Below are 16364 nucleotides of genomic sequence, written 5' to 3' on the forward strand. Positions count from 1 at the left end.
CTGCAAACCGCAGGTCAAACGGATGTCGGCCGTCCGCTGTGGTAACTCCTGTGCAGCTCGCGCACCTCGTCGGCCAGCTCGGGCGCGGGGCCTTCGACGGTCACGCCCGGCGCGATCTCGTTGATCGGCAGCGGACGCACGGGCGGCGGCGGCACGCCCAGCTCGCCGAGCCAGGTGGTGAGCTGCGCCGAGGACGTGGCGTACACGATGCGGCCGAGCCCGACCCAGGCGTGCGCGGCGGCGCACATCGGGCAGTGCTCGCCCGAGGTGTAGACGGTGGCGGCGGAGCGCTCCTCCGGCGTGAGGTGCTCGGCCGACCAGCGGGCCAGCGCGAACTCAGGATGCCGGGTGCGGTCGCCGGACGCGACGTGGTTGTGGTCCTCGCCGAGCACGGCGCCGTCGCCGGAGACCAGCACGGAGCCGAACGGCTCGTCGCCCGCCTCGAGCGCCCTGCGGGCCAGGTCGACGCAGCGCCGCAGGTGTGCGAGCTCGGATTCGCCGATCATCGGCCGCCCTCCTTCCTGTCGTCAACTACGGCTTACGGACCGCCGAAAGTGCATGACTATTCACGTTTTCCCACGTCATGTACAGAAAACCCACCCTGAGGCCACAGAAAATCGGTTGATCCGACGTATTAGCCTAGGAGGGATGCCTCCCGATACGCACCAACCTCGCCCTGCCCTGCCGTCTTCCAGATCCAGGCTCTCCGCCAACTCCCTGTGGCGGATGCGGTCCTACCTCCGCCCCTACGTCTTACGGCTGGTCGTCATCTGGCTGACCGCACTCGTCGGCGTCGGCCTGGTGATCGTCTTCCCCCTCATCATCGAGCAAGTCATCGACGGGCCCGTGGCCGACAAGGACCCCGGTGCTCTGCTGCCACTCGGCCTGCTGGCGGTCGGCGTGGGCGCGCTCGAAGCGCTACTGATCTTCTTCCGGCGCTTCATCCAGGTCAAGCCGGTGCTCGGCCTGGAGACCGCCATCCGCGACGACCTCTACGCCCACCTGCAGCGGCTGCCCATGGCCTTCCACGGCGACTGGCAGTCGGGCCAGCTGCTGTCACGGGCGACGACGGACCTGTCGACCCTGCGGCGCTTCCTCGGCTTCGGCGCGCTGTTCCTGGTCATGAACGTGCTCCAGGTCGTCACCGTCACCGTGCTGCTGCTCAACAAGTACTGGCCGCTCGGCCTGCTGGTGCTGGCCTCGGTCGTGCCGATCGTGATGACCTCCCAGCGCTTCGAGCGGCGCTACATCAAGATCTCCCGCCAGGTCCAGGACGAGCAGGGCGACCTCGCCACGTTCGTCGAGGAGTCGGCGATCGGCATCCGCACGATCAAGGCGTTCGGCCGCCGCCACCACGTCTTCGACCGCTACGACGAGGCCGCGCTCAAGGTCTACGGCTCCTCGATGAGCAAGGTGCGGCTGTCGGCGAAGTTCTTCTCCTTCCTGGAGATCGTGCCCAACATCACGCTGGCGCTGGTGCTGCTGCTCGGCGCGCTGGCGGTCGGCTCCGGCGCGCTGACGCTGGGCGCGCTGGTCGCCTTCACCACGCTGATGCTGCAGCTCGTCTGGCCGGTGGCGAGCCTCGGCTACCTGCTGGTCATGGCGCAGGAGGCGATGACCTCCGCCGACCGGCTGATGGAGGTCATGGACACCGTTCCCGCCATCGAGAGCGGCTCGGACGTCATCGAGGAGCCGCACGGCCACCTGCGCTTCGAGGGCGTCGGCTTCCGCTTCGCCGACTCCGAGCAGCCCGTGCTCCAGGACGTCTGGCTGGACGTGCGGCCGGGCGAGACGGTCGCCATCGTCGGGGCCACCGGGTCGGGCAAGACCACCCTGACCGCGCTGGTGCCCCGCCTGCTCGACCCCACCTCGGGCCGGGTCACGATCGACGGTCACGACGTCCGCGACCTCGATCTCAAGCAGCTGCGCCAGGTGGTCGCCACCGCGTTCGAGGAGCCCACGCTGTTCTCGATGAGCGTGCGCGAGAACCTCATGCTGGGCCGGCTCGACGCCACCGAGGAGGAGCTGGAGCAGGCCATCCAGACCGCGCAGGCGATGTTCGTCCACGACCTGCCGTGGGGTCTCGACACCCGCATCGGCGAGCAGGGCCTGTCGCTGTCCGGCGGGCAGCGGCAGCGGCTCGCCCTGGCCAGGGCGGTGCTCAGCAAGCCGCGCATCCTCGTGCTCGACGACACGCTGTCCGCGCTCGACGCCGAGACCGAGGCCCTGGTCGAGGAGGCGCTGCGGCACGTGCTGCGCGACGCGACCGGCATCGTGGTCGCCCACCGCGCCTCCACGGTGCTGCTGGCCGACAAGGTCGCGCTGCTGCGCGACGGCACGATCACGCACGTCGGCCAGCACCGCGAGCTGCTGGCACAGGTGCCGGAGTACCGCGAGCTCCTGGCGCAGGACGCCGACTTCGACGACGCGGCGGAAGGAGCGCTGCGATGACCACGACGGCGACCACGACGGCGACCACGACGGCGACCACGACGGCTCCTGAGAAGAACGCCGCCTGGCGCGGCGTCGGCTCCGAGGACCAGGACGAGCTGTCGGAGAAGGTGTCGGTGCTGCTGCGGGCCCGCTCGCGGCGGCTGCTCGGCGATCTCCTGCGGCCGTACCGGAAGAAGATCGCGCTGCTCGTCCTGATCATCGTGGTCTCCAACGCGGCCGGGCTGTCGATCCCGTTCCTGGTCTCGGTCGGCATCGATCAGGGCATCCCGCCGATCACCGGCGGCCAGGCCCCGACGGTGCTGCTGACCGTGGTCGGGGTGATCCTGGCCGCCGCGGTCACCCAGGCGCTGGCCCGCCAGGCGTTCCTGCGGCTGATGGGGACGGTCGGCCAGAGCATCCTGCTGACGCTGCGCAGGAGGGTGTTCGACCACTTCCAGCGGCTGTCGCTGAGCTTCCACGAGAAGTACACCTCGGGCCGGGTGATCTCCCGGCTGACCTCCGACATCGAGGCCATCGCCGAGCTGGTGCAGTCGGGGTTCGACGCGCTGGTCAAGGCGGTGCTGACGCTGGTCGGCACGGCGGTGCTGCTGCTGGTGCTGGACGTGCACCTCGGCCTCGTGGCGCTGGTCCCGCTGCCGCTGCTGCTGCTGTTCACCAAGTGGTTCCAGCGGCAGTCGGCGGTCGTCTACCGGCGGACGAGGGAGACGGTCGCCCTGGTGATCGTGCACTTCGTGGAGTCGATGATCGGCATCCGGGCGGTGCAGGCGTTCCGCAGGGAGCCGCGTAACCAGGAGATCTTCGAGCAGCTCAACGACGACTACCGCGACGCGAACGCGCGCAGCATGATCCTCGGCGCGACGTTCATGACCGGCATCAAGTTGATCGGCAACATGACGATCGGCGCGGTGCTGCTCTACGGCGGCTACCTCGCCCTGCACGGCGAGGTGGAGGTCGGCGTGCTGGCCGGGTTCATGCTCTACCTGCGCCAGTTCTACGAGCCGATGCAGGAGATCAGCCAGTTCTACAACACACTGCAGTCGGCCGGCGCGGCGCTGGAGAAGCTGTCCGGCGTGCTGGAGGAGGAGCCCGGCGTGCCGGAGCCGCGCGAGCCCGCGGCGCTGCCGGGCGGCCGGGCGCAGGGCAAGGTGCGCTTCGACGGCGTCGAGTTCTCCTATGTCAAGGAGATGCCGATCCTGCCGCACCTCGACCTGACCATCCCGGCCGGGCAGAGCGTGGCGCTGGTCGGCGCGACCGGCGCGGGCAAGACCACGCTGGCCAAGCTGATCTCCCGCTTCTACGACCCGACCGAGGGCCGCGTGCTGCTCGACGGCGTGGACCTGCGCACGCTCGACGAACCGGCGCTGCGCCAGGCGGTGGTCATGGTGACGCAGGAGAACTTCCTGTTCGACGGCACAGTGGCCGACAACATCAGGTTCGGCCGCCCCGACGCCACCGACCACCAGGTACGCGAGGCGGCCAAGGCCATCGGCGCCCACGAGTTCATCTCGTCGCTGCCCGACGGCTACGACACCGAGGTGGGCAAGCGCGGCGGGCGCATGTCGGCCGGTCAGCGCCAGCTCGTCGCGTTCGCGCGGGCGTTCCTCGCCGACCCTGCCGTGCTCATCCTCGACGAGGCCACCTCCAGCCTCGACGTGCCGAGCGAGCGGCTGGTGCAGCGGGCGCTGCGGACGATCCTGGCCGAGCGCACCGCGCTGATCATCGCGCACCGGCTGTCCACGGTGGAGATCGCGGACCGGGTGCTGGTGATGGAGCACGGCCGCATCGTGGAGGACGGGCCGCCGGCCCAGCTCATCGCCGCGTCCGGCCGCTTCGCCGGGCTGCACCAGGCGTGGCTGGAGAGCCTCAGCTAGAGGGTTCCGGCTCCGGCGCTCCCCCAGGGGTGCCGGAGCCGGCTCTGCAGTGAGGGTCGGGGAGTTCAGTACAGCGGCGGGCGTACCGGGCTGATCAGCGGCGTCTCGTCGGGGACGGTGGGCTCCGCCGCTCTCCTCAGCTCCGGATGGCGTGACAGGTAGCCGTCCGGGAAGGTCGTGGCCCGCTGGCAGCCGCATCGCGGGCAGATGGCGCCCGACGAGGGCGGCGAGACGGGCAGCCCGGCGCGCAGCCAGATCTCACCCCCGTTGCCGTGACGGTCCTCCTGGTGCCTGACGACGTATTCCTCCTCCCACACGTGCCAGCAGCGCTGACACTCGAAAGGCACGATCCGCAGTTCTTCTTCCATGAGGTCACCCCCTGCTTCCGAGTGTCCGCCTCCCTCCCGGCGTGCCGCAACCCGGCCCTACCGAACGGTGAGCACAAAGGTCACGGCGCCCGCGACCACGCTCAGCGTGCCGAGCCAGGCGACGATCGCGTCGAGCCCGGCGTCGAGGGGGCGGCCGCCGTGCAGGGCGGCCTGCACGCGGCGGAAGCGCTGCCTGGTCCTGATCAGCAGCACGGCGCCGCAGAGCGCGGCCAGCGCGAACGCGGCGATGGCGGGCGCCGGCAGGCCGCTGCGCAGCGCGATGCCGGCGGCGCCGAGCCCGCCGGTGGACAGCGCCACGGCGGTGCGCACCCAGGCGAGCCGGGTGCGCTCGCTCTGCAGGCCCTCGTCCCAGATCTCCTCTTCCGGAGTGATGCCCACGGCGTCCTCGCCGTCAGCCCCGCGCCGACAGGATGATCAGGACGAGGGCGGCCACGGCGACGGCGGCGACGCCGTAACCGAAGACGGCCGCGAGCGCGGGCGGCGGGAGCGGCGCCTGCTTGCGCAGCGCGCGCTGGATGTTGCGCCAGCGGGGGTAGGCCATGCCGGCCGCCAGCGCGGACAGGGTGACGAGCGCGATGGCCAGGCACGTACGCAGCCACGGCACGAACACGTCGGACGGCACCGCCGCGATGGCCACCCCACCCGCGCTGAGCGCCAGCGCCGTGCTCAGCCAGGTGAGGAAGGTGCGTTCGTTGGCCAAGGTGAAACGCGGGTCGGGTTCCATGGAAAAACGGTAATTCGTCCCCATTTCCCCTAGAGATGCCGGGATTGTCCCTGGGGTCAGCTGCAGGCCTGCGCGACCTGGTTGACGTAGTCGGCGCTCTCGGTGGCGACCTTCTGGGCGGCGTCGACCGCGTCGTTGACGTCGTTGACCGTGATGCCGGTCAGCGTGGCGGCCAGGCTGTCGCTGGCCTCCTTGAGCGTGGTGTTGGCCGCCGAGTCGGCCACGTCGTTGAGCTTGGCCGCGGCGTCGTCGATCGCCTTGTCCATGGCCTGGGGGTCGTCGGTCAGCTTGGTGACCTGGGCGCCCAGCTCGGTGATGATCTTGGGTGCCTCGATGCAGGCCTGGGCCTTGTCGATGGTGTTGTTGACCTCACTGCAACCGGCCGCGAGCACGCACGAGGCGAAGAGGGCCAGGGGCACGAACCGGCTTTTGAGTGAACGCATACCTTGACCCTACCCAAGCAGTCGGCCACGTGGCGTGACCGAACGCTCAGGGCAGCGTGGCCAGCCAATCGGTCAGCAGCCGGTTGACCTCCTGCGGGCGCTCCTGCTGCACCCAGTGGCCGCAGCCGTCGATCAGGTGACTGCCCGACAGGCCGGGCATGGTCTGCGGGAACGCCTCGATGGCGCCCGCCAGCCACCGTACGCCGGCGTCCTGCGCGCCCGCGACGAACAGCGACGGCTGCAGGATGGGGGCGCCGTCCCAGGCCGCGAGGTCCTCCCAGTCGCGGTCCACGTTGCGGTAGCGGTTGAGCCCGCCGGTCAGGCCGGTGCGCTCGAACTCGTCCGCGTAGACCTCGAAGTCCTCCTCGCCGAGCCAGGACGGCAGCGCGTCCTTCGGCCAGCGGTCGCGCAACCGGCCGCCGGCGGGCAGGAAGAAGGCGCTCTCGCCCGGCCCGTCCGCCGACAGCGCGGCGTAGCAGCCCGCGAGCCAGCCCCGCACGTCGGACTCGATCTCCGCCTCGGCCCGCCCTGGCTCCTGGAAGTAGCTGACGTAGAACTCCTCCTCGCCGCCCATCGCGGCGAACGCGTCGGCGGGCCGGTGCGGGCCGCGCGGCGCGTACGGGACGCTGAACAGCGCGACCGCGCGGAACAGGTCGGGCCGCAGCAGCGCGCTGTGCGCGGCGACGCCCGACCCCCAGTCGTGCCCGGCGATCACCGCCGGCCCTCCGCCCAGCTCCCGCACCACGGCCACGCAGTCGGCGACGAGCTCCAGCATCCGGTACGCCGCCACCCTGGCCGGCTTGACCGAGCGCCCGTAGCCGCGCACGTCCATCGCCACCGCCCGGTATCCGGCGGCGGCCAGCGCGGGCAGCTGGTGGCGCCACGAGTACCACGACTCGGGGAAGCCGTGCACCAGCAACACCAGGGGCCCGTCGCCCTGCTCCGCCACGTGGATGCGCCCCGCGGGCCCCTCGATCAGCCGATGCGTGATGTCCTTCATGTCATTCCTCCTTTTCCCAGCACTATGGGCCGCTCGCGAGGGCGGCGGGTAACCACGTTGCCGTTCCGGCAAAACGGGCACTGAACTGCAAGGATATGGAAAGCGATATGAATGCTTTCGCGATATCGCTATTAGACATCGCGCTTTCGCATCTGCTTTGCTCCTGCCCTCTGATCTGATCGAACGACGGCAAGGACTTGGCATGCGACACCTTCGTGCCCGGCGGCTCTCGGCCGCGGTGCGGGCGACTACGTTGACCCTCACGCTGCTGGCCGGCGGGGCCGCGACCGCGAGCCCCGCCACCGCCTCGGCGGCCACCGCCTCGGTGATCACCGCCGAGCTCTCCGGCCAGGCGCTGGTCAGCAAGGAGCTGCGGGCGCTTGAGTCGTCCTTCAAGGGGCGCATCGGGGCGTACGCGATCGACACGGCGACGGGGAGGACGGTGGCCTACCGATCGGCTGAGCGGTTCCCGCTGCTGTCCACGTTCAAGGCGGTGGCGTGCGGGGCGGCGCTGCACAAGGCGCGCACGTCCGAGCCCGGCCTGATGAACAAGCGGGTGAAGTGGACGGAGGCCGAGGTGAAGCCGAACTCGCCCACCACGGAGAAGCACGTCAAGGACGGGCTGACGGTCGCGCAGCTCTGCAAGGCCGCCATCACGCTGAGCGACAACACCGCGGCCAACATGGTGCTCAAGCAGCTCGGCGGGCCCGCCGGGCTGACCAGGTACTTCCGCAGCCTCAAGGACCCGGTCTCGCGGCTGGACCGCTGGGAGACCGAGCTGAACGACTGGACGCCCAAGGAAAAGCGCGACACCACCACCCCCTCGGCACTCGCCCGCGACCTGCGCCTGCTCACCACGGGCAAGGCGCTGCACCCCAAGGACCGCGCGCAGCTCAACCGCTGGCTCATCGCGAACGAGACCGGTGACGCCCGCATCCGCGCCGGTCTGCCGAAGAAGTGGACCATCGGCGACAAGACCGGCACCAACCAGGAGATCGGCGCGGGCAACGACGTCGCGATCGCCTGGCCGTCCGGCCGCTCGGGCGCGCCGATCATCCTGGCCGTCTACACCAACCGCACGGCCGTAGGACAGCCCGCCGACGACAAGGTGATCGCTCAGACCGCCACCGTCCTGGCCCGCGGACTCGGCAGGCTCTGATGCGACGTCGGGGGACGAAGCTCCTGCGCCTCGCCGCGGCCGCCGCCGGGTCGGGCGTGCTCGTGGCCGCGATCGCGATCCCGGCCGTCGGGGGCATGGGGGCCGGGTTCGTGGCGGCGGCGGACGAGGTGAACCTCAAGCCGGTCGATCTCGCCGAGCCGCCGCCCGCCGAGGTGACGATCGTGCGGGACGCCAAGGGCGGCGAGATCGCCCGCTTCTACGAGGAGTACCGCGAGATCGTCGGCCTCGACGAGATCGCCGAGCAGATGCGGACCGCGATCGTGGCGATCGAGGACTTCCGCTTCTACGAGCACGGGGCGATCGACGTCGAGGGCACGCTGCGCGCCCTCGCCACGAACCTGCAGACGGGCCGCACCAGCCAGGGCGGCTCCTCCATCACGCAGCAGTACGTCAAGCAGGTGCTGCTCAACTCGGCAGGCACCGAGGCGGAGCGGAACGCGGCCATCGAGGCCAGCTACGCGCGCAAGCTCAACGAGCTGCGGTACGCGATGGGGATCGAGCAGAAGTACACCAAGGACCAGATTCTCGAGAAATATCTGAACATCGCGTACTTCGGGGCGAGCGCGTACGGCGTCGAGGCCGCCGCCAAGCGGTTCTTCGGCGTGCACGCGGCCGACCTGACACTGGCGCAGGCCGCCACGCTGGCCGGCGCCGTGCAGGACCCGAACGCCACCGACCCCAACCTCGGCCCTGAGCACCGGGAGCGGCTGCTGCACCGCCGCAACGTGGTGCTGAACCGGATGGCGGAGCTGGGCAAGATCACCGCTGCGGAGGCGGCCGCGGCCAAGGCCACGAAGCTGGGCTACAAGGGCACGCGCCTGCCCGGCGGCTGCGAGGCCAGCAAATATCCGTACTTCTGCCTTTATGTCCGGCACGAGATTCTGAGCAACCCCGACTTCGGCCGTACCGCCAAGGCCCGGCTGGCCATGCTCAACCGGGGCGGGCTCACCATCAGGACCACGCTCGACCCGGTCGCGCAGGCCGCCGCCGAACGCGCCATCAAGCGGTACGTGCACGCCTCCGACCGGCCCGTGGCCGCCGAGGCGCTGGTCCAGCCGGGCAGCGGGGCCATCAGGGCGATGGCGGCCAGCCGGCGGTACGGGCCCGACGCCCGCAAGAACGAGATCTCGTACAACGTGGTCGCCGACACCGCGCACGGGGGCGGTGTCGGATTGCAGCCGGGCTCGACGATGAAGACGTTCACGCTGATCACGGCGCTCAAGGAGGGCATGAAGCTGGACGACGGGCTGACCGCGGGGGCGGGCTATCGGGCGCCGGCGTACTCGACGTTCAAGAACTGCGCAGGTCAGAACATCGGCGACCCCACCCACACCGTCACCAACGACGAGGGCTCGCCCGGCTGGAAGACGCTGCGCACCGGCACGTGGAACTCCGTCAACACCTACTTCATGGAGCTGGAGCAGCGGGTCGGGCTCTGCGACACCGTCAAGACCGCGAAGTCGCTCGGCATCCGGCGTGCGGACGGCAAGAAGCTGCGCGAGTTCGAGACGTTCACCCTCGGCATCAACGAGACCGACCCGGTGACGGTGGCCGCCGCCTACGCGGCGATCGCCGCCCGGGGCACCTACTGCGCGCCGATGGCCATCACCCACATCACCGACAGGGACGGCTCGACCACCCGCTACCGCCCCAAGTGCCGCGAGGCGCTCGAACCCGCCATCGCCGACGCCACCGCCGAGGTGCTGTCGGGCGTGTTCACCGAGGGGACCATGCGGGGCTCGGGCGGCATCGGCCGGCCCGCCGCCGGGAAGACCGGCACCACCGACGGGTACGCCTCGGCCTGGTTCGCCGGCTTCACCCCCGACCTGGCCGGAGCCGTCAGCCTGGGCGATCCGCGGGGGTCGCAGCAGTACAAGCTGACCGGGGTGACGATCGGCGGGCGCTATTACGGGTCGGTACAGGGGGCGAGCGTCCCCGGGCCGATCTGGCGGGAGACCATGATCCAGGCGCTGCGCAAGGTCCGTCCCACGCCGTTCACCCCGATCCTCACCAGCCGCTTCGAGGGCTGCACGACGGGCTGCCCGCCGAAGAAGCCGGAGAAGGACGAGGACGAGGAAGCGACGGGCGCCACCCCCACGCCCACGACCTCGCTCTCCCCCACCCCCATCCCCACCACCGAACCGTGAGGACGGGGAGGCGGGGTCAGAACTCGTCGTGCCCGGTGACCTGGGTGACGGTGAAGACGTGGCGGGTGGCGGCGCAGATCGTCTCCAGGGCGTGGACGGGCACGTCGTCCGTGGAGTAGCCGGTGCGCAGCACCTGGACGACCCACTCCCCCTCCGCCAGCTCCAGCGTCTCGCGCTCGAACGCGGTCGGCGGGCGGGCGACCAGCGTCTCCTCGGCGCGCCCGAACTCGTGGCCCAGCGCCACCAGCGCCGACTGCAGCGACGGCCGGACGAACCCCGGCTCGGCGATGCGGGTGCCGGCGAAGAGGTCGGCGCGGAAGAAGCTGGTGGCGACGCGTACGGGGACGCCGGAGGCGGTCAGCAGCTTGCGCCGCGCGATGACGCCGGTGCCCGGTGGCACGCGCAGGCAGGCGGCGACGTGGTCGGGGGCGGGCTCCTCGCCGACGTACAGCATGCGGCGGCCCGCCTCCAGCCCCTGGCGCTCGGCCTCGGCCAGGAACAGGGACTTCGACGCGCGTACGGCGGGCTCGGTCGGCAGCGCCCGGCGGACCAGCACCCGCCGCGCCCCGGCGTTCGTGCCCTCTGTGACTTCCATGTCAGCCTCCTCGACGTGCGCAGGCATCCTACGCGCCCCGCCACCGGCCCCGGTCCGGGGGAGACCGCCGGGCGGAGCATAGGATCGCGTACATGGCAACGTGCGAACATCTGTCACAAACGGGCGACCCCGCCGCGAAGACGCCGGAGGGCTGCGAGGAGTGCCTGGCCCACGGGGGGCGGTGGGTGCACCTGCGGCGCTGCCTGGAGTGCGGCCACATCGGGTGCTGCGACTCGTCGCCGGCCAAGCACGCCACCGCGCACTTCCAGGAGACCGGCCACGCCGTCATGCAGTCGTACGAGCGGGGCGAGAACTGGCGCTGGTGCTTCGTCGACAGTCAGATGGGCTGACCCACCCCGGCACCGGACCCGAGCCCCGGGCGCGCGGCCCTGACGACCGGGCGCTCGGCCTCGGTCAGCGGTCGAGGATGGCCTCTTCGAAGTCGAGCTGCGCCATCACCTCGCGCAGCACCTCGTCGTCGAGCCGCCGCTCGTCGCGCATGCGGACGAAGACCTCCCGCTCGGCCTGCAACATCCGCCGCCGCAACCGCCGGTAGAGCGTGCTCGGCGTCTCGGCGCCGCCGGGCCCCGTGCCGCCGCCGAGGCGTTCCCAGGCGGTCAGCGAGCGCCGCCACGACTTCTCCCTGAGCTGGTCGATGACCTGTTTCTGGATCTCGTCCGGCTCGTGGCCCTGCTCGGCGATGAGCCGGTCGAGCTCGGCCAGGCCCGCCTCCAGCGCCGCCTGCTGGGCGGCCGCCTCGGCCAGCCGGTCCTCGTAGCGCTCCTGCTCGCTCGACACCCGCAGCCTCCTGATCAGCGCGGGGAACGTGGTGCCCTGGATGAGCAGCGTGCCGATCACCGTGGTGAACGTCAGGAACAGCAGCATCGCCCGATCGCGCTCGGGCACGGTCTCGGGGACGGCGAACGCCGCCGCCAGCGAGACGACGCCGCGCATGCCCGCCCAGCTGAGGATCGCCGTCTGCTGCCCGGTCGGCCGCGCCTCTCCCCCGCGGATCATTTGGATCAGGTACGAGTACGCGAACATCCAGACGAACCGGACGGCGATCGTCACCCCCAGCACCGCCGCCGCGTACCCCGCGACCTGCCACGGCCGATAGCCGGCGATGCCCTCGATCACGGGCACGAGCTGCAGCCCGATCAGCGCGAACACCACCGTCTCGAGGAAGAAGACGGTGACCCGCCACACGGCGTCGGACACCAGCCGGGTGCCGAACCCGCGCAGGTGCATGCGGTTGCCGAGATAGAGGCCCACGATCACCACGGAGATCACGCCGGAGGCGTGCACCGACTCGGCCCCGAGGTAGGCCGCGAACGGGACGAGCAGCATGACCGTGTTGTCGACGAGCGAGTCGCGGGTGCGTTCGAGCACCCACGCGCATCCGAACGCCAGCGCCAGCCCGATCGCCGCCCCGCCCACGGCGGCGAGCAGGAACTCGCCCAGCCCGTGCCAGAGGCTGATGGCGCCGCCGGTGGCCGCGCCGATGGCGACGCGGTAGAGCGTGAGCGCGGTGGCGTCGTTGAACAGGCTCTCGCCGACGAGGATGGTCAGCGGCCGGCGCGGCAACCCGAGACGGCGGCCGACCGCGACGGCCGCCACCGCGTCGGGCGGCGCGACGATCGCGCCGAGCGCGAACGCCAGCGCGAGCGGCAGGGTGGGCAGCAGGAGGTGGACGAGCAGCCCGACCACGACCGTGGTGAACAGCACCAGCCCCACCGACAGCAGCCCGACCGACTTCCTGACGTCACGCAGGCGCAGGTAGGAGCTGTCGAGGGCGGCGGAGTAGAGCAGCGGCGGCAGGAAGACGTAGAGCACGAGCTCGGGGTCGAGCGGCACCGCGGGCACCATCGGCGAGACCAGCAGGCCGGCCGCCACCAGCAGCAGCGGGGCCGGCCAGCCCCTGCGCCGCGCGAACGCCGCCACGGCGACCGCGCCACCGGCCAGCAACAGCAGTTGCGGGCCCATGCCGAACCCCACCAGCGCCCCCTCCACCAGGTCACGGCCGTGTCAGCCGATCGTCTCGCGGTGAAGAGTACCCGGCGGCGCGAGGGCGGCGGTCACCAGGCGGTCACCACTCCCTGCGGTCGCTTCTCTCGTGGTAATCGGGCTGGTCAGGGCGCAGGCGCTCGCCCGTGGAGAACATGGGGTCCCCGACGTAAGGGCGGGTCAGCTCGGCCTCGGACTGCGGGTACTGCTGCTGCTCCTGGCGGCCGAGCGCGAGCAGCGGATCGACCGGGTTGGCCTGACCGGCCGGCGGGTTCTGGTAGGAGCCGTAGTCGTCGGGGGCGGGCTGCGGCGGCTGCCTGCGGCGGCCCGCTCCCGGGATGCCGTGCATGGGCGTGCCCAGGCCCGCGGTGCTGGGCTGCGGCTCGGACCGCGGCCGCTGCTGAGGCTGAGGCTGAGGCTGCTGGGGCTGGGGCTGCTGCTGGTAGCCGTCGGCGCGCCGGCCCGCGTAGGGGTCGGAGGGGTAGGCGTCGGCGGCGTACTGGTCGTGGCGGGGCTGCGCCTGCTGGTACGGGTCGGCGGCCTGCGAGGGGAAGCCCAGCGGGTCGGTGCTCAGCGGCGACGGGCGGCGCTGCTCGCCGGGGAGCTGGTAGACGGGGTCCTGGTCGACGTACTGCGGGCCGGTGAAGGGCTCGGGCTGCCTGCCCTGCTGCTGGGCGTAGTGCGGGTCGCTGAGCGGGTCGCCGGTGTACTGCGGGCCGCTGTAGGGGTCGCCGGTGTACTTCGGCTGAGGGCCCGTCGACTCGACGTACTGCGGGCCCGTGAAGGGGTTGCGCTGGTCGCCGTACTGCTCGCGGGGCGCGGTGGTCTCGCCGTACGCCTCGCGCTGGGCGCCCGCGTCACCGTACGAGGCGACGAGCTTGTCCTGGTGGGGCGGGTTGCCCCGGGCCACGAGCACGTCGTTGGGCGACAGCGCCGCCGTGGGACGGTCGTCCAGGGGCGACGGCTGGCCCTGAGGCTGCTGCGCCTGGGGCTGCTGAGGCTGGGGCGGCCGGTGGTACTGGCCGGTGCCGGGGATGACCTCGGTGCCCGGCTCGTGCGCCGGCACGGCGGGCTGCTCGCCGGTCGCCTCTGCGAATCCCTCATCGAGGGTGTCGAGCAGCCGGCCGACATCCTCCATCGGCATGCGGAAGCTCGCTGTGCACATCTCCCCGCGCCACAGACTGAGGACGAGCGTGCCCTCATGCCACGTGACACGCAGGCACCGCTCCTGACCTCGCGCATCGAAGAAGACTTCGCCGAACGACGGCAACGGGACAACTTCCGACATGGCAGACATACTGCTTTAACCAGCCTTTATTCGTCCACTCAACCCCGGAAAACCCTACTGAACCGGCCTTCCCATCTACTCCCGGAACCCCTCTGGTCACATCCGGTGAACTCCCCCACCTGCCAGTCGGCGTTCCGATCGCCCAGTGTGCCACGCAACCCGCCGGGAGTTTCCTGGAACGCCGGGATGCGTCTGGCCGATCACACCGCGTTCGGCGCGGCGGCCCCGGAATGCGGGTAGCGTTTACTGCCGTGCCCGACTCCCATCTCCCGCCAGTGGACGAACTGCTCAGCATCGCGGTCAACGCTCTCGGAGGGAGCGAACGCCAGGGCCAGATCACCATGGTGCGGGCCGTGCAGAACGCCATCGACGCGGAAGAGCACCTGGCCGTCCAGGCGGGCACGGGCACGGGGAAGTCGCTGGCCTATCTGGTGCCGTCGATCCGCCACGCGATGGACAGCGACGCGCCCGTCGTGATCTCCACGGCCACCATCGCGCTGCAGCGCCAGCTCGTCGACCGTGACCTGCCCCGCCTGTCCGAGGCGCTGGGCAAGGAGCTGCCCCACGAGCCCACGTACGCGATCCTCAAAGGCCGCCGCAACTACCTGTGCCGCTACAAGGCGAGCGCGGGCTGGCCCGAGGACGACGAGCAGGACCAGCTGTTCGACCCGCGCGAGGTGAGCGCGACGGGGCGCATGGTGCAGCGCATCCAGGAGTGGGCCGAGGAGACCGAGACCGGCGACCGCGACGAGCTGGTGCCGGGCGTCAGCGAGCAGGCGTGGCGGCAGTTCTCGGTCAGCGCGCAGGAATGCCTGGGCGCGAGCCGCTGCCCGAGCGGCGCCGAGTGCTTCGCCGAGCTGGCCAGGGCCCGCGCCGGCGAGGTCGACGTCGTGGTGACCAACCACGCGCTGCTCGCCATCGACGCCATGGGCGAGCTGCCGGTGCTGCCCGAGCACCAGGTCGTCGTGGTCGACGAGGCGCACGAGCTGGTCGACAGGGTGACGTCCGTGGTGACGTCCGAGCTGTCGGAGGCGTCCGTCATGCTCGCCGTACGCCGGGTCGGCCGCCTCATCGACCAGCCCATCGCCGACCAGCTCATGGAGGCGGGCGAAGACCTCAAGGCGCTGCTGGCCGCCGCCCCGCCCGGCCGCATCGACGAGCTGCCCCAGGTGCTCGGGCTGACCCTGCAGCTCATCCGCGACTCCGCCTGGCGCTGCGTCACCGCCCTGGGGCCGCGCAACGCCGACAAGGACGACCCCGACAAGGCGGGCCAGCGCAAGGCCGCGTTCACGGCGCTCGACGAGGTGCACGACACCGCCGTGCGCATGCTCGACGCCTACGGCCACGCCTCCGAGACCGACAGGGCCGAGGTCGTCTGGCTCGACGGCGGCACCGACCGCCGCCCGCCCGCGCTGCGGGTGGCGCCGCTCAACGTCAGCGGCATGCTGCGCGACAAGCTGTTCGGCGAGCGCACGGTCGTGCTCACCTCGGCCACGCTCGCGCTCGGCGGCACGTTCGACGCGCTGGCCGCGCAGTGGGGGCTCGGCGAGGCGGGCAAAGACTGGCAGGGCATCGACGTCGGCTCCCCCTTCGACCACCCCCGCTCCGGCATCCTCTACGTCGCCAAGCACCTCCCCCAGCCCGGCCGCGACGGGCTGCCGCAGCAATACCTCGACGAGATCGCCGAGCTGATCGAGGCGGCCGGTGGGCGCACGCTGGGGTTGTTCTCCTCGATGCGGGCGGCCAAGGCGGCGACCGAGGCGCTGCGCGACCGGCTCGACGTGCCGCTGCTGTGCCAGGGCGACGACTCGACGATGCTGCTGGTCAAGCAGTTCGCCGAGGACGAGCCGACCTGCCTGTTCGGCACCCTGTCGCTGTGGCAGGGGGTCGACGTGCCGGGGCCGTCGCTGCGGCTGGTCATCATCGACCGCGTCCCGTTCCCCCGGCCCGACGACCCGCTGACCTCCGCCCGCCAGCGCCACGTGGCGGCCAAGGGCGGCAACGGCTTCATGGCCGTCGCCGCCAACCACGCCGCCCTGCTGCTGGCCCAGGGCGTCGGCCGGCTGCTGCGCTCGCAGGACGACAAGGGCGTCATCGCGGTCCTCGACCCCCGCCTGGTGACGGCCCGCTACAGCGGCTTCCTGCTGGGCTCACTGCCGCCGTTCTGGCGCACCACCGACCCGGCCGTCCCCCGCGCCGCCCTGAAGCGCCTCACCACCACCTGACCGGGGTCAGGCCCAGGAAGCCGCCAGCCCGGCCGGGCGCATGA

15 protein-coding genes are annotated in these 16364 nt (G+C 71.5%); 6 read left to right on the forward strand and 9 right to left on the reverse strand.

Features of this window, described 5'->3' with window-relative positions; translation table 11 throughout:
- Positions 1–14: 14 nt before the first annotated feature.
- The gene (locus ACFFR3_RS25155; RefSeq protein WP_345387077.1) at positions 15–506 is read right to left on the reverse strand and encodes a nucleoside deaminase; all 492 of its coding nucleotides are present in this window, start codon (positions 504–506) and stop codon (positions 15–17) included.
- 220 nt (positions 507–726) lie between these two features.
- Between ACFFR3_RS25155 and ACFFR3_RS25160 the strand changes: the two genes are divergently transcribed.
- Positions 727–2451, forward strand: coding sequence for an ABC transporter ATP-binding protein (locus ACFFR3_RS25160; RefSeq protein ID WP_345387079.1), 1725 nt, complete (start codon positions 727–729; stop codon positions 2449–2451).
- A complete protein-coding gene (locus ACFFR3_RS25165; protein ID WP_345387081.1) occupies positions 2448–4325 on the forward strand; it encodes an ABC transporter ATP-binding protein in 1878 nt (625 codons plus the stop codon). Before ACFFR3_RS25160 ends, ACFFR3_RS25165 begins: the two co-directional genes overlap by 4 nt.
- A gap of 65 nt (positions 4326–4390) precedes the next feature.
- Here ACFFR3_RS25165 and ACFFR3_RS25170 read toward each other — a convergent pair whose 3' ends face one another.
- Genes ACFFR3_RS25170 through ACFFR3_RS25190 form a run of 5 tightly spaced genes read right to left on the reverse strand, consistent with a single transcriptional unit; the run spans position 4391 to position 6881 of the window.
- Positions 4391–4693, reverse strand: coding sequence for a hypothetical protein (locus ACFFR3_RS25170; RefSeq protein WP_379483946.1), 303 nt, complete (start codon positions 4691–4693; stop codon positions 4391–4393).
- A gap of 57 nt (positions 4694–4750) precedes the next feature.
- A complete protein-coding gene (locus ACFFR3_RS25175) occupies positions 4751–5092 on the reverse strand; it encodes a DUF202 domain-containing protein (protein ID WP_345387085.1) in 342 nt (113 codons plus the stop codon).
- Positions 5093–5105: 13 nt separating this feature from the next.
- Positions 5106–5438: a YidH family protein gene (locus ACFFR3_RS25180; protein WP_345387087.1), complete on the reverse strand. Its 333-nt coding sequence runs from the start codon at positions 5436–5438 to the stop codon at positions 5106–5108.
- Positions 5439–5494: 56 nt separating this feature from the next.
- The gene (locus ACFFR3_RS25185) at positions 5495–5881 is read right to left on the reverse strand and encodes a DUF8711 family protein (RefSeq protein WP_364364053.1); all 387 of its coding nucleotides are present in this window, start codon (positions 5879–5881) and stop codon (positions 5495–5497) included.
- A 46-nt stretch (positions 5882–5927) separates the two neighbouring features.
- On the reverse strand, positions 5928–6881 hold the full coding sequence (locus ACFFR3_RS25190; protein WP_345387091.1) for an alpha/beta fold hydrolase: 954 nt from the start codon (positions 6879–6881) through the stop codon (positions 5928–5930).
- 202 nt (positions 6882–7083) lie between these two features.
- On the opposite strand from ACFFR3_RS25190, the gene bla reads away from it, so the two are divergent.
- Entirely contained in the window at positions 7084–8040 is a 957-nt protein-coding gene (gene bla, locus ACFFR3_RS25195) for a class A beta-lactamase (protein ID WP_345387093.1), read from the forward strand.
- A complete protein-coding gene (locus tag ACFFR3_RS25200; RefSeq protein ID WP_379483947.1) occupies positions 8040–10208 on the forward strand; it encodes a transglycosylase domain-containing protein in 2169 nt (722 codons plus the stop codon). The genes bla and ACFFR3_RS25200 overlap by 1 nt, the downstream gene beginning before the upstream one ends.
- 16 nt (positions 10209–10224) lie before the next feature.
- On the opposite strand, the gene ACFFR3_RS25205 is transcribed toward ACFFR3_RS25200, so the two are convergent.
- A complete protein-coding gene (locus tag ACFFR3_RS25205; RefSeq protein WP_345387099.1) occupies positions 10225–10803 on the reverse strand; it encodes a GntR family transcriptional regulator in 579 nt (192 codons plus the stop codon).
- A gap of 92 nt (positions 10804–10895) precedes the next feature.
- Here ACFFR3_RS25205 and ACFFR3_RS25210 point away from each other — a divergent pair, with 92 nt between their 5' ends.
- Positions 10896–11153: a UBP-type zinc finger domain-containing protein gene (locus ACFFR3_RS25210; RefSeq protein ID WP_364364042.1), complete on the forward strand. Its 258-nt coding sequence runs from the start codon at positions 10896–10898 to the stop codon at positions 11151–11153.
- Between the two features lie 64 nt (positions 11154–11217).
- Here ACFFR3_RS25210 and ACFFR3_RS25215 read toward each other — a convergent pair whose 3' ends face one another.
- Together ACFFR3_RS25215 and ACFFR3_RS25220 are read right to left on the reverse strand one after the other, a co-directional pair.
- Positions 11218–12798, reverse strand: coding sequence for a Na+/H+ antiporter (locus ACFFR3_RS25215; RefSeq protein ID WP_379483948.1), 1581 nt, complete (start codon positions 12796–12798; stop codon positions 11218–11220).
- Between the two features lie 91 nt (positions 12799–12889).
- Positions 12890–13951, reverse strand: a complete 1062-nt coding sequence (locus ACFFR3_RS25220; protein WP_379483949.1) for a hypothetical protein — start codon at positions 13949–13951, stop codon at positions 12890–12892.
- Between the two features lie 374 nt (positions 13952–14325).
- Between ACFFR3_RS25220 and ACFFR3_RS25225 the strand changes: the two genes are divergently transcribed.
- On the forward strand, positions 14326–16320 hold the full coding sequence (locus ACFFR3_RS25225; protein WP_379483950.1) for an ATP-dependent DNA helicase: 1995 nt from the start codon (positions 14326–14328) through the stop codon (positions 16318–16320).
- Positions 16321–16364 lie beyond the last annotated feature (44 nt).

This window comes from Nonomuraea salmonea, from assembly GCF_042428605.1.
Classification (GTDB): Bacteria; Actinomycetota; Actinomycetes; order Streptosporangiales; family Streptosporangiaceae; genus Nonomuraea; species Nonomuraea salmonea.

Bases quoted from the DNA above. Each gene is read 5' to 3' on its own strand.
- ACFFR3_RS25180 (WP_345387087.1), bottom strand. From the start codon at position 5,438: ATGGAACCCGACCCGCGTTTCACCTTGGCCAACGAACGCACCTTCCTC.
- ACFFR3_RS25205 (WP_345387099.1), bottom strand. From the start codon at position 10,803: ATGGAAGTCACAGAGGGCACGAACGCCGGGGCGCGGCGGGTGCTGGTC.
- ACFFR3_RS25170 (WP_379483946.1), bottom strand. From the start codon at position 4,693: ATGGAAGAAGAACTGCGGATCGTGCCTTTCGAGTGTCAGCGCTGCTGG.
- ACFFR3_RS25225 (WP_379483950.1), top strand. From the start codon at position 14,326: ATGCGGGTAGCGTTTACTGCCGTGCCCGACTCCCATCTCCCGCCAGTG.
- ACFFR3_RS25200 (WP_379483947.1), top strand. From the start codon at position 8,040: ATGCGACGTCGGGGGACGAAGCTCCTGCGCCTCGCCGCGGCCGCCGCC.
- ACFFR3_RS25210 (WP_364364042.1), top strand. From the start codon at position 10,896: ATGGCAACGTGCGAACATCTGTCACAAACGGGCGACCCCGCCGCGAAG.
- ACFFR3_RS25185 (WP_364364053.1), bottom strand. From the start codon at position 5,881: ATGCGTTCACTCAAAAGCCGGTTCGTGCCCCTGGCCCTCTTCGCCTCG.
- bla (WP_345387093.1), top strand. From the start codon at position 7,084: ATGCGACACCTTCGTGCCCGGCGGCTCTCGGCCGCGGTGCGGGCGACT.
- ACFFR3_RS25160 (WP_345387079.1), top strand. From the start codon at position 727: ATGCGGTCCTACCTCCGCCCCTACGTCTTACGGCTGGTCGTCATCTGG.
- ACFFR3_RS25155 (WP_345387077.1), bottom strand. From the start codon at position 506: ATGATCGGCGAATCCGAGCTCGCACACCTGCGGCGCTGCGTCGACCTG.
- ACFFR3_RS25165 (WP_345387081.1), top strand. From the start codon at position 2,448: ATGACCACGACGGCGACCACGACGGCGACCACGACGGCGACCACGACG.
- ACFFR3_RS25220 (WP_379483949.1), bottom strand. From the start codon at position 13,951: ATGCCGATGGAGGATGTCGGCCGGCTGCTCGACACCCTCGATGAGGGA.
- ACFFR3_RS25190 (WP_345387091.1), bottom strand. From the start codon at position 6,881: ATGAAGGACATCACGCATCGGCTGATCGAGGGGCCCGCGGGGCGCATC.